Annotated in this window: 14 protein-coding genes; 6 read left to right on the top strand and 8 right to left on the bottom strand. The window is 63.6% G+C overall.

Annotated elements, in window-relative coordinates; all coding sequences use genetic code 11:
* Both R3175_RS08380 and slyA read right to left on the bottom strand, forming a co-directional pair.
* Positions 1–535: MFS transporter (locus R3175_RS08380; protein ID WP_413231745.1), on the bottom strand; the 535-nt coding region annotated here is incomplete at its 3' end.
* 102 nt (positions 536–637) lie between these two features.
* On the bottom strand, positions 638–1,063 hold the full coding sequence (gene slyA, locus R3175_RS08375; RefSeq protein WP_318943688.1) for a transcriptional regulator SlyA: 426 nt from the start codon (positions 1,061–1,063) through the stop codon (positions 638–640).
* Between the two features lie 322 nt (positions 1,064–1,385).
* Here slyA and R3175_RS08370 point away from each other — a divergent pair, with 322 nt between their 5' ends.
* Positions 1,386–2,288, top strand: coding sequence for a WYL domain-containing protein (locus R3175_RS08370; RefSeq protein WP_318943686.1), 903 nt, complete (start codon positions 1,386–1,388; stop codon positions 2,286–2,288).
* Between the two features lie 42 nt (positions 2,289–2,330).
* On the opposite strand, the gene R3175_RS08365 is transcribed toward R3175_RS08370, so the two are convergent.
* On the bottom strand, positions 2,331–2,738 hold the full coding sequence (locus R3175_RS08365; RefSeq protein ID WP_318943684.1) for a hypothetical protein: 408 nt from the start codon (positions 2,736–2,738) through the stop codon (positions 2,331–2,333).
* Between the two features lie 79 nt (positions 2,739–2,817).
* On the opposite strand from R3175_RS08365, the gene R3175_RS08360 reads away from it, so the two are divergent.
* The 3 genes from R3175_RS08360 (at position 2,818) to R3175_RS08350 (ending at position 6,863) form a co-directional block, all read left to right on the top strand.
* Positions 2,818–4,575: an ExeM/NucH family extracellular endonuclease gene (locus R3175_RS08360; protein ID WP_318943681.1), complete on the top strand. Its 1,758-nt coding sequence runs from the start codon at positions 2,818–2,820 to the stop codon at positions 4,573–4,575.
* Positions 4,576–4,721: 146 nt separating this feature from the next.
* Positions 4,722–5,609: an alpha/beta fold hydrolase gene (locus R3175_RS08355; RefSeq protein ID WP_318943679.1), complete on the top strand. Its 888-nt coding sequence runs from the start codon at positions 4,722–4,724 to the stop codon at positions 5,607–5,609.
* Between the two features lie 186 nt (positions 5,610–5,795).
* Positions 5,796–6,863, top strand: a complete 1,068-nt coding sequence (locus R3175_RS08350) for an AraC family transcriptional regulator (protein WP_318943677.1) — start codon at positions 5,796–5,798, stop codon at positions 6,861–6,863.
* Between the two features lie 4 nt (positions 6,864–6,867).
* Here the strand turns inward: R3175_RS08350 and queE are convergent, their stop codons facing one another.
* Both queE and queC read right to left on the bottom strand, forming a co-directional pair.
* Positions 6,868–7,524, bottom strand: a complete 657-nt coding sequence (gene queE, locus R3175_RS08345) for a 7-carboxy-7-deazaguanine synthase (protein WP_318943676.1) — start codon at positions 7,522–7,524, stop codon at positions 6,868–6,870.
* A complete protein-coding gene (queC, locus tag R3175_RS08340; protein ID WP_318943696.1) occupies positions 7,524–8,189 on the bottom strand; it encodes a 7-cyano-7-deazaguanine synthase QueC in 666 nt (221 codons plus the stop codon). Before queC ends, queE begins: the two co-directional genes overlap by 1 nt.
* Before the next feature lie 309 nt (positions 8,190–8,498).
* On the opposite strand from queC, the gene R3175_RS08335 reads away from it, so the two are divergent.
* Entirely contained in the window at positions 8,499–9,032 is a 534-nt protein-coding gene (locus R3175_RS08335; protein ID WP_318943674.1) for a hypothetical protein, read from the top strand.
* Here the strand turns inward: R3175_RS08335 and R3175_RS08330 are convergent.
* Positions 9,022–9,264, bottom strand: a complete 243-nt coding sequence (locus R3175_RS08330; RefSeq protein WP_318943673.1) for a hypothetical protein — start codon at positions 9,262–9,264, stop codon at positions 9,022–9,024. The two genes, R3175_RS08335 and R3175_RS08330, sit on opposite strands and share 11 nt — an antisense overlap.
* 652 nt (positions 9,265–9,916) lie before the next feature.
* Between R3175_RS08330 and R3175_RS08325 the strand changes: the two genes are divergently transcribed.
* Complete coding sequence (locus tag R3175_RS08325; protein WP_318943672.1) at positions 9,917–10,189, top strand: hypothetical protein; 273 nt, start codon at positions 9,917–9,919, stop codon at positions 10,187–10,189.
* A gap of 41 nt (positions 10,190–10,230) precedes the next feature.
* Here R3175_RS08325 and R3175_RS08320 read toward each other — a convergent pair whose 3' ends face one another.
* Together R3175_RS08320 and R3175_RS08315 are read right to left on the bottom strand one after the other, a co-directional pair.
* Positions 10,231–10,647, bottom strand: coding sequence for a response regulator (locus R3175_RS08320; protein WP_318943670.1), 417 nt, complete (start codon positions 10,645–10,647; stop codon positions 10,231–10,233).
* Between the two features lie 43 nt (positions 10,648–10,690).
* Complete coding sequence (locus R3175_RS08315; protein ID WP_318943669.1) at positions 10,691–11,245, bottom strand: hypothetical protein; 555 nt, start codon at positions 11,243–11,245, stop codon at positions 10,691–10,693.
* Between the last annotated feature and the right edge of the window lie 7 nt (positions 11,246–11,252).

The following is an 11,252-nucleotide window of genomic DNA, read 5'->3' as shown; positions in this document are numbered from 1 at the left end:
GCGCCGGCCGGGAAACCGGCAGCGGCAGGAACCGCCACGCCATGAACACTCCGAGCAGGGTCACCGGAGCAGGCGCGAACATCACGTAGCGCCAGTCCAGCTGGTCGACCAGGAAGCCCCCGAGCACCGGCCCGAGCGCTGGCGCCAGGATCACCCCCATGCCATAGATTCCCATGGCCTGGCCCCGACGCTCCCGTGGGAACACCCGGAACACCAGGTACATGGCCATGGGCTGCATCAGACCGGCCAGGGCTCCCTGGGCAATGCGGGCCCCGATCAGGCTGGTGGCATCGGGACTGAAGCCCCCCAGCACCGACACCACGCTGAAGGAGAGCATTGCCACCATCAGCGTCTTACGCAGGCCAAAGTGGTCGAGCAGCCAGCTTGAGGCCAGCATGGTGGTGGTCATGGCCGCAATGAAGCCGGTAGCCAGCCAGTGGGCGGTGCCCTGGCGAATACCAAACTCCGCCATGATGTCCGGCAGCGCCACGTTCACCACGGTGGCGCTGAGTACCGTCGCCATGGTGCCCAGCATCACGGTGAAAACCGCCAGCCACCGCCAGCGTTCACCGAAGCGGGCTTTTAACGCGTCAACCGTATTGCGACTCAGAACCCGTTCTCCCTGACGGCACCGCCGTTACTTCTGGTTTTCCGCGTTCACCATGATTTTCTGGAAGACCCGCAGGGCACATGCGACTTCTTCATCGCTGATGCCTGCGAGCATTTCTTCCCGCAGCTCCTGAGCCCGGGAGGTCAGGTCATCCATGAATCGCTCTCCGGATTCGGTGAGAAACAGGCGGCGGGCCCGGCGGTCGTTCTGGCAGGGGCGGCGCTCGATCAGGCCCTGCTCTTCCAAACTGTCGAGCAGGCGAACCAGGGTGGGATTCTCAATGGCCATCAGGCTGGCCAGTTCCCGCTGGGTCAGGCCCTCGCCGCCCTTTTGCAGGTAGACCATGGTGGTCCAGCGCGCCTGGGTGACCCCCAGATCCTTCAGCCGTTCATCCAGCAACTTGCGCCAGCGGCGGGTAACCCGAGCCACGGCAAAGGGAAACTGGTCTCTCATAGGCAGGTACTCCACAACACCCAAAACTGATTTGAAATCGAAATAATTGATTCACTAATAGTAAGCTAATCATTGTCTCGAAAACAGAATGGAGAGCTCATTCAGCATCCGCAATTACCGAAAGGCCGCAGGTCCCCGAGGCCAGCTCCCTCGGCGTTTGACATTGTTTTACATTAAGGCGACGTAACCCACGGCGGCACCCCGAAGCGGTACCATGAAGTGATTCGCTGGGGTAAGGGGGCCTCGAAACAACGCCTGGATCGGCGCTGGCTACCCAGGGGTTCCCCAGTCCTGTATCCGCCGAATCAAAGAGCCGAGCGACATGAAGAAAACGGAATGGCCCATCCGATGGGACCTGTTGTTGCGCTACCGCCTGATTGAAATCATCGCCCTCTGGGAAGGGCGGCTCACCACCAACCACATCTGCCACGGGTTTGGTATTGGTCGGCAACAGGCCTCCAAGGACATCAACATGTACCTGAGGGACGTCGCCCCGGGCAATCTGGTTTACGACCGTCACCGCAAGGGGTATGTCCCGGCCCCCAGCTTTCGCCCCAAAATCACCCGGGGCGAGGCGGACGAGTATCTTGAACTGATGAACCGCCACGACAGCCTGAGCCAGGCCTTCGAGTCGCTGGATGTCCGCCTGCCGGCCAGCACCGTGGTCCGGGTGCCACGGCACCAGGGCGCCCCGGACATCGTGCGTGCGGTCATCACCGCCGCCCGCCAGGGCCGCAAGCTGGTTCTCGACTATGCGTCCATGTACCAGGTGCAACTGGAAAGCTGCGTGTTGGCGCCCCACACCCTGGTGTGCGGTGCCGGCCACTGGTTTGTGCGTGGCTGGTGTGACCGTCGGGAGCGTTACCGGGACTTCCAGCTAACCCGCTTCCGGGGGACCCCACGGATGCTGAGCGAACGGTCCGGCCACGGGGCGCTGCAGGACCAGGACTGGAACCAGCGCATTACCCTGGTGTTCCGGCCCGATCGCCGACTGAGCCCGCACCAGCGGGCCATCGTTGCCGGCGACTATGGCATGGTGGACCAGCGGCTGGAACTGGCCACCCGGACGGCGTTACGCCCCCATGTGCTCCGGCAGCTGAGGGTACCGGAAGCGGGGCCGGCCACAGATCCACTGCAGCAGCCGCTGGAACTGGTGGAGACCAAGGCAGCAACGCCGGACAACCCGAAGCCCGCCGCCAGGGAACGGCAGCCGGCCACCTGCTAAACGGCAGCTGGCCATCTGAGAGAGGGCCACGGCCCTGGTGCCCTACCGGGGGGCACGATGCCGGTCGCGCCAGGCCAGCAGCTCCCGGGCCCACTGCTGGGCACGGTCGCCGCGCTGGTGCAGCGCCAGGCCCACCTCCCGCACCTCCGGGTGATCGAACCGCAGCTGTACCGAATAGCGGTGACGGGCGCCTTCCATCTCCTGATCACGGACCGCGACCTCCATTAGCTGATCCGCCGACAGCACCTGGTAGCGATTGGGCCACACCAGCGCCAGACGACCGCTGTGGTCATCCGCCACCACCAGCAGGTTCGCCCGCCACTGGCGCGACACTTCAAAGCCGCTGGCAACGAGCGCCTGGAGCGTGCGGTCCATCCGAGTCTTCTGGAACCAGACCAGGCCGGCCACCATAATCACCACTACCAACAGAACCCAGAGCGTGTTACTCATTGCTGCAACTCCCACAGAATCGAATCCACCCTAACCGCCCAGGCGGCCACGGTGTACACGTTAACCACAAAGCCCCTTGATGACCATGCCCACACTTGCCGGACCGCCGATAGTCACCGGACTGCTCATGCTGCTGTTCACCGCCTGCGCACTGGCCGACGACTGCGGCCTGCCTGCCGTTCCCATCGCCCGCATCCAGGGCGATGGCTCCCAGTCGCCACTGACGGGCAAGGCGGTGACCGTGGAAGCCGTGGTGACGTTCGACGCCAGCCATCGCGGCGGTTTTGGCGGCTTCTACCTGCAACAGGCGGATACCGAGACCGATGGCAACCCGGCCACTTCCGAGGCGCTGTTTGTCTACAGCGATCGGCTGTCGCCCCGTCCCGGCCAGCGCCTGCGGGTCAGCGGCAAGGTGCAGGAATACCATGGCCTGACCGAGCTGAGCTCGGTCACCACCATCACTCCCTGTGGCAAAGCCGACGTTCCGGAGCCCGTGCCGGTTTCCCTGCCCTGGCCCGCAGGACGGCGCCCGGAAAACCTGGAAGGGATGCGAGTGAGGCTGGCTTCACCGCTGGTAGTCATCGATCATTTCAACCTTCACCGATACGGCACTCTGACCCTGGCACCCCAGCCGCAGCCGGTGCCCACCCAGATACTGCCACCCGGTCCGGCGGCCCGGGCCCTCCATCGTCGCCAGCAACAGCGGCGCCTACTGCTGGATGACGGCCTCAGCCGCCAGTTTCCCGATCCAGTGCCCTATCCCCAAGGCGGCTTGTCGCTGGGGCGCTCGCTCCGCGCCGGCAGCACCGTGAGCGGGCTGACCGGCGTGCTGGACTACCGCTATGGCGCCTGGCGCCTGCACCCTGAGGCTTCGCCCCGGTTCCAGGCCAGCACCCCCCGGCCACCAGCCCCGCCGCGGGCCGACGGCACCACGGTGAGGGTGGTCACCCTCAATCTGGGCAACTACTTCAATGGCGATGCCGGCCGCTTCGCCGGCTCCCGCGGGGCCCGCAACCCAGACCAGCTGGCGCGCCAGACCCGTCGGCTGGTGGCGGCGTTGACCGGGTCGGATGCTGACATCGCCGCCGTAACGGAACTGGAGAACGATGGCTATCACGGGGACAGCGCCCTGGCCGAGCTGGCCCGGGCACTGGGACCGGACTGGCACTACATCCGGCGCCAGGGGGACGATGGCGACGATGCCATTCGGGTGGCCCTGCTGTACCGGCACAGCCGTGTCGTGGCGGTCGGGCCCGCGCAATCGCCGCCGCCCCAGTCGATACTGAACCGCGGCCGCCCGCCGCTATTGCAGCGATTCCAGCCGATTGGGGGCGGCGCGGCGGTCGCGGTCGCGGTGGCCCACTTCAAGTCCAAGAGCTGCCATCGGGCCGAAGGCAGGCAGCAAGACCAGGGCGATGGCCAGGGCTGCTATGCCGCCCGCCGGATGGCGTCGGCCCAGGCATTGGCGGCCTGGCTGACGGCACTGCCAACCCCGACGGATTCTGCCGGCACCCTGGTTACCGGCGATCTCAACAGCTACGCCCGGGAACATCCGATACAGCGACTGATGCAAGCCGGCTACACCGATCTGATCAACCGGGACGACGGCGCCCCCGCCAGCAGCTTCCGCTTTCACGGCCGCAGCGGCACCCTGGATTACGCCCTGGCCGATGCAGCCTTGTTGCCCCGGGTACGTCAGGCCCGCATCTGGGCGATCAATGCCGATGAACCCCGCGCACTGGGGTACGCCTCTGAGGGCACAGGGCCGGCAACAGTCCCCGCCGTGCCCTGGCGCAGCTCCGACCACGATCCGGTGATTACCGACCTGGCGCTGTAGTGGCCCCTTCGGGCAAGGCCCTGGCCCAAAGTGAACCACCCGTCACTCAAGTTGCCGACAACACCCTGGAACCAGGTCTCAGCAGCCAACGCCTGCAAGTCGTACAGCTGTACACTAAAACCATACTCGCAGTATGAGGCAAGAACGTGACTGTACCGACTCCCAACCTGTGGCCCCTGGCCCGCACCGGTCATCGCTGGCTGCAACAAACCAAGCGTCACGAAGGACTCGTGGACCAACATCGCATGGTCTGGCTGGAACGAGGCAGACCAGGGCCGGGACGTCCGACCGTGGTGCTGATTCACGGATTTGCCGCGATGAAGGAGAACTGGGGACTGTGGTTGCTGCATCTGCCTCGGCACTGGCACATTCTGGTGCCGGACCTGCCCGGCTTCGGCGAAAGCGATTACCGCGCCGATGCCAGCTACCGCTTCGAGATCCAGGCCGCGCGGCTGCGCAACTGGCTCAGTGACCTGCACCTCGACCAGGTGCACTTGGTGGGCAGTTCCATGGGGGGCGCCATTGCCGCCATTCTGGCCCACAAGCTGGAGCCGGCGCCGCGGTCGCTGACCCTGCTGAACAGCGCCGGCATCCCCGAACACGCCAGTGTCGACATCGAGGCGCCGTTTGAGTCCGACCGGGACGGCATCCTGATCCCGGAGAGCCTCACGGCGGTGTACCGGATGTTCAATTCGGTGGGCAATGGCAAGCCCAACCCCCGCTCTTTGGCCATTGCCGGACTGCTGGGGCCGGACCTGATCAGGCGTTCCGCCGCCCATCGACACATTTTTGCGGACATGGTGGCGGATGGACTGGCGCCGGCCCGCTACCTGCCCCGCCAGGCGGTGCCGCTGCAGGTGCAGTGGGGCGACCGAGACGTGATCACGCCGACCCGCTGTGTCGACTATTTCCGCCGCGTCACCCCGGACGCCGATATCCGGCTGTTCCGCGGTGTCGGCCATTTGCCCATGGTGGAAGCACCCCGGCGATCGGCGCGGGCACTGGCCGATTTTATTCACCGTCAAGCCGACTGACCCTTCGGGGGCCAAAGTGGCGCTTTCACCGAATTGGCCTCCGCATCCCATTGACCCGTCAGTGGAGTCATGGGGTGAAAAGGCTGTTCACGTCATAATCAGTTGGTCCTATCAGAGCATCGGTGACGACCATCGCCACCACCGCTCCTTAACACAATAAGAACAGAATCGAACGAGGAAACACACATGCGAGCCTCAGCATCCCAGGCCCAGGACCTCGGCTTACCAGCGATCTACCTGCATCTGCTGGCGGAGTTGTTGCACAATCTCAATGTTGATGAGCGTGCCCTGCTGTTAAGGGTCGGCCTGGATCCTGCGCGCCTGCAGTCCACAGACCTGCGGGTCAGCCAGTCCCAGGCTAGCGAGTTTGTGACCCGCGCCATTATCGAGAGTGGCGAACCGGGCCTGGGAATCATGCTGGCCAACGAAATGAAGCTGCCGCTGCACGGTGCCCTGGGCATCGCCGTGATGAGCAGCGAGACTCTGGGCGAGGCGCTGGAACTGGTCAGCCGGTTCCTGATGCTCCGCGCGCCCCACCTGCGGGTGCTGCGCCGCCAGGAGGGTGAGCAGGTGGTGTTTCGCCTGGTGTGCGAGATTGACCTGGGTCCGCTGCATGCCTTTATCCTCGATGCCATGCTGTTCGGCTGCGTGACCATGGGCAACCAACTGCTGGGACGCGCGCCGATGAACGCCGAGATTCGACGGCGGGGCAACGAGCCGGGCTACTTCCAGCGTTTCCGCCACCAGATTGCCGCCCCGGTCCGTTATGGCCAGGACGAGGATGCGTTCGTGCTGCCGCTGTCGGAGCTCGATACCCCCATCCGCTTCAGCGATGAACAGCTCGCCGCCTCGTCCCGTGCGGAGTGTGAAGAGGCCCTGCAGCAGCTCACCGAGGAAGCGGGCTTTGCCTGCCGGGTGCGGCGGGTGATCGAAACCAGCCATCCGTTCCCCCCCAAGCTGGCCCAGGTGGCCAATACCCTGTTTGTGTCCGAGCGCACCCTCAAGCGCCGGTTGCAGGAAGAACAGCGCAGTTTCCAGCAACTGGTGGACGATGTGCGGCTGGAGCGGGCCGGAGACCTGCTGGAGAACACCGGCATGAACCTGAGCCAGATTGCCGACTCCCTGGGTTACGCCGACGCTGCCAACTTCACCCGGGCGTTCAAGCGTTGGACCGGGGTCAGCCCCAGTCAGTACCGCAATCGGAGCCGGGAATCCCCGCCGCAGCTGGAACCCCACCAGGCCGCGTCACTGTAAGACACTAGTCAATACCGAGGAGCTTGTGCATCTGCAGGGTCAGGCGCCACTGCGGATGGGCGAGACAATACTCCGTCGCCTTGCGGGTATTGGCGTCCTTCACCGGGTCCGGCCCGGATTCCGGCAGGGTGGGGGAAGCCATGGGTGACAGGAAGAAATGCCGGGCGACCATGCCGGCAAACCGCTCCGGCGGCGCCAGCGGCTGGGGATACACCAGCTTGAGCTCGTCGCAGCGCTCGATGACCACCTTGGCATCCGCCTTGGGACTGACACAGAGCCAGTCGATACCCGCCGGCGCCGGCAGGGTGCCGTTGGTCTCCACGCCCACTTCGAAACCGGCCTGGTGAAAGGCCGCAATCAATGCCTCGTCCAGTTGCAACAGCGGCTCGCCACCGGTACAGACCACATAGGGCCACCCCCCGGCCTCCGGCCACAGGGCCCGGATGTGGGTCGCCAGCGCCTCGGCGGTCTCGAAACGGCCACCATTCTGGCCGTCGGTACCGACAAAATCGGTATCGCAGAAGTTGCACACCGCCCGGGCCCGGTCCCGCTCCCGACCGGTCCATAGGTTACACTTGCTGAAGCGGCAGAACACCGCTGCCCGCCCTGCCTGAGCGCCTTCACCCTGAAGGGTGTAGAACGCCTCCTTGACCCGATACATCAGACGCCCTCTTCGTACGGCAGTGGATCGTCCAGGCCGTGAATGGCAAAGGCCTCCCGCCGTTCCACGCAGGAACCGCAGCGGCCACAGGCCTTGTCGCGGCCGTTGTAGCAGGTCCAGGTCTGGCTGTAGTCCAGCCCCAGGGCCAGGCCCTCGGCAAGTATCTCGGCCTTGTTGGCACGAATGAAAGGCGCCTCGATCGCCACCGGCTGGTAGTTCGCGACCCGGCAGACCGCGTCCATCCGGGCGACGAAGTCCGGGCGACAATCCGGGTAGATGGCGTGATCACCACCATGGGCACCGAACCACACCGCCTGGGCGTCCACGGTGACCGCGTATCCGGTGGCCAGGGACAGCAGGATCATGTTGCGATTGGGCACCACCGTGGACTTCATGCTTTCTTCTTCGTAATGCCCCTCCGGCACCGGCACGTCGCTGGTCAGTGCCGAGCCGGCCATCACCGCGCCGAGCGCACGAATGTCGATCACCTTGTGGGGGATATCCAGCTCCCGGCACACCAGGCTGGCGCATTCCAGTTCCCGGACATGGCGCTGACCGTAATTGAACGACAGGGCGTGTACCCGGTGCCCTTCGGCAATGGCCTTGTGCAACAGGGTGAAGGAATCCATGCCCCCAGAATAGATAACAACAACGGTGTCTGTCATGAGTGCCTCGCAATGCTGGCGGCAGACCTCGCCGCCAGTGATAAACGTCACCAGTACTCCTTCGAGGTGATATTGACGGGTGCAGTTGGCCTGTCCATGTTCAGGGTTAGGCGGGTCTCGCCGGCAATGGCCGTAGCCCTGCGCCTTGCGGCGAAACACCACAGAGGCGCCGTACCCGCCAATATCACCTCGGAAGAGTACTAGGAATCCGTGAGCGTATTGTAACAGTGGAATGGCAGGATAGGGTTCGCGTCTCTTTGACAGGGCGGTTACACTCTGAAAACGGCTCACTAACAAAACCAAAACGGAATGAACACCGACCAAAGCCCGGCATTTATTGATTTTGAGGCCTCGAGTCTGGACCTGATTGCCAGTTACCCTATCGAGGTTGGCGTCTGCCTCTCCGACGGCACCCTCCATTCCTGGCTGGTGCGCCCCCACGTTATCTGGAAAGACTGGTCCGACAGTGCCGAACGGGTTCACGGTATCAGTCGCGCCGCCCTGGAGCAGGACGGCACACCGGTACGGGAGGTTGCGCAACAGCTCAATCAGCTGCTCAGCGGCCCGGTGTTCTGCGATGCCTGGTCCTTCGACAGCTTCTGGCTCCACCGGCTGTACCGGGCAGTCAACCTTCGGCCCAGCTTCCAGCTGGAATCCATCTCCACGCTACTCACCCCCCAACAGGTGCAGCACTGGTCCGCCACCCGCCAGGAGGTGATCCAGCAGTTGGCGCTTCCGGTCCATCGCGCCGCCAACGACGCCCTGATCCTGCGTGAGACCTGGCGCCGGCTGAATGGCGACGTGGAAGGACAGACCCGCCCGGCGCCGCTGGCTAACCGCTGATGCGGCGCCGACGGGCCACTACCAGTCGCAGGACGTCCTGAGCGGTGTACAGGGTCCACTGCGAGAGCAGTACCATCAGACCCACGCCCACGACGGTATCGCTCACACCCACGCCCACGCCCACGCCATGATCCTTGCCGGAAAGCACGTAGACCAGCAGAGCCAGTATCAACGCGGTTTCGATTATCAGATGACTGCGGAACCTCCTGAAGAGACTGGGATTGTCAGACATTGCCTTCGGTTTCAACCTCTCTGTTATGGGCTAATTGCATAGGGCACTAATTATCCCTCGCCCACAGCATCGCGGCACTAGGCACTAGCCGCTACGGAAAATCCGAGACAAAAAAAACGCAGCCGGGCGGCTGCGTCATAAAAGGAGAGATCCATTGGACGGCTCCACCGGTTCAGGGGAGACGTCGCGGATTGCACAACGTAAAACACGTGACAGGACGAATTATGCGCATTGCCAGAGCTGGCGTCTGTAGGGGTTTGCCGAAGCCCGGTCATCAGCGCCCGGCTGGGGTGGGCCGGTGCGTAGAAATGCCCACTTGAAAAGCCATGGTCAGGCGATACACTGGGTTTCATACCGAAACCGTTCCGTTGAACCGCGAACACACGAGTCAGTGGTAACGAAGCAGCAGTAACGAACCCAACAGCACGCCGAGCCAAACAAGATGCCGAACCCCACAATTCATCGACTCACAGCCCGCAGCGAGACCTGCCACACCCGGCAGATGGTGCGCGCTTTGGTGATGATCAACTAGCGGCTTTCGGTTATTCCCGGGAGCCTCTGAGCGACCGGGACGGGTTCTCCCCAGCAAGCCCCGGTCTCCAGAGTCCGGGGTTTATTGTTTTTGCAGCAGCAAAACGACAAGGAGAACACCATGAGAAGACAACCGAGTTCCCGGCCAGCCAATCCGTCGCCTAGCCAGCGTTCGGGCGCCATCAAACGCCCGGGCAAGCTGCCGCTGCTGGATGCCATCTGCAAGAAGCTGAATCAACGGGTAAACCTGGATGATGAGCAGCGGGTACTGGGGCTGTATGAGCGGGGCTGGATCTTCAATGGGGTGCTGGCCAACCTCGACGGCGCCGAAGCCCGTTACGTCCGGGCGCTGGCCACCAAATACAATTCCTGGATCGCCCGCCAAGTCGCCTGATCCTCAATCTCCTTCGACCACCGCGCAAACGGCGGCCGCCATCAGGGCCGCCGTTTCAGCCCTCCCTTCAACATCGCCCCCTCGCCGCCATGCACCATGGCGTAGTTATTGATCACGTCCAGGATTTTCTCCTGGGAGTAGGGTTTGACCACGTAGCCATTGGCACCGGCGCTGATCGCCTTCTGAATACTCTCGATGGAATCGTCCGCCGTCACCAGGACGATGTGCTGACTGGCATTCACCTGTTTGAACTCCGCCATCAAGTCGTGACCATTACCATCCGGTAGCCCCAGGTCCAGCATGACGATCTGATAACTGTCGGCGTCAAACGCCGCCCGGGCGCTGGCGGCATCACCACACTCTTTCACCCGGGTGGCACCGGCCTGGTAAAGCATGTCCCGCAGCAGCTCCCTCATGTTGGGTTCATCTTCGACCACCATCACTCGCAAACTTTCCATAAATCCTTCCTCTACAGACTTGAACGAATGCCCGACGGTCCGCCTACATGGATTCGCCGTTGTGGCGACGCGGGATGGTCAGGGGTTCCGGGGCAGCTTCCTCGGCGACATCCGCCTGGCCGGGCTCGGTGCCGTTGGCTTCGCCCCCCACCTGATTCGGTGCATTCTCATGAGTTAGCATATTACTGATACTGATCGCCGTGGTGTACAGCGAGATCGACACGATGAGCAACACGGGCTGGACGAAGGCCACAAATCCGGGAATTTCCTGGTTGCCGACGATGCTCAGGATCAGAATGATGGCCGGTCCCAACACCACAAACAGGGTGATGGCAATGAAGAACACGATGCGTTCCTTGTACCGCCCCAGGTCCCGTTCGGTGACCAGGCCCAGCACGAACTTGCCAATCGCCAGCCCCCCCAGGATTGCCGCGGCGACGCTCAGATCCGGCCGTAACAGCACGTCCTCCAGCTTCCCATCCCACAGCCGCTGCATCACGATCACCAGGAACGGAAACAGGACAAACAGCACGTCGGCGTAGGTGCCGTACATCATGCTGAGGGTTTGGACTTCGCGATGCGGTGTCTTTTCGGTCATGGTCTTG

Origin of the sequence: Marinobacter sp., from assembly GCF_033722735.1 — a bacterium.
Taxonomy (GTDB): Bacteria; Pseudomonadota; Gammaproteobacteria; order Pseudomonadales; family Oleiphilaceae; genus Marinobacter.
This window is presented reverse-complemented; position numbering and strand designations above follow the sequence as displayed.

Bases quoted from the DNA above. Each gene is read 5' to 3' on its own strand.
- slyA (WP_318943688.1), bottom strand. From the start codon at position 1,063: ATGAGAGACCAGTTTCCCTTTGCCGTGGCTCGGGTTACCCGCCGCTGG.
- R3175_RS08370 (WP_318943686.1), top strand. From the start codon at position 1,386: ATGAAGAAAACGGAATGGCCCATCCGATGGGACCTGTTGTTGCGCTAC.
- R3175_RS08365 (WP_318943684.1), bottom strand. From the start codon at position 2,738: ATGAGTAACACGCTCTGGGTTCTGTTGGTAGTGGTGATTATGGTGGCC.
- R3175_RS08360 (WP_318943681.1), top strand. From the start codon at position 2,818: ATGACCATGCCCACACTTGCCGGACCGCCGATAGTCACCGGACTGCTC.
- R3175_RS08350 (WP_318943677.1), top strand. From the start codon at position 5,796: ATGCGAGCCTCAGCATCCCAGGCCCAGGACCTCGGCTTACCAGCGATC.
- queE (WP_318943676.1), bottom strand. From the start codon at position 7,524: ATGTATCGGGTCAAGGAGGCGTTCTACACCCTTCAGGGTGAAGGCGCT.
- queC (WP_318943696.1), bottom strand. From the start codon at position 8,189: ATGACAGACACCGTTGTTGTTATCTATTCTGGGGGCATGGATTCCTTC.
- R3175_RS08335 (WP_318943674.1), top strand. From the start codon at position 8,499: ATGAACACCGACCAAAGCCCGGCATTTATTGATTTTGAGGCCTCGAGT.
- R3175_RS08330 (WP_318943673.1), bottom strand. From the start codon at position 9,264: ATGTCTGACAATCCCAGTCTCTTCAGGAGGTTCCGCAGTCATCTGATA.
- R3175_RS08325 (WP_318943672.1), top strand. From the start codon at position 9,917: ATGAGAAGACAACCGAGTTCCCGGCCAGCCAATCCGTCGCCTAGCCAG.
- R3175_RS08320 (WP_318943670.1), bottom strand. From the start codon at position 10,647: ATGGAAAGTTTGCGAGTGATGGTGGTCGAAGATGAACCCAACATGAGG.
- R3175_RS08315 (WP_318943669.1), bottom strand. From the start codon at position 11,245: ATGACCGAAAAGACACCGCATCGCGAAGTCCAAACCCTCAGCATGATG.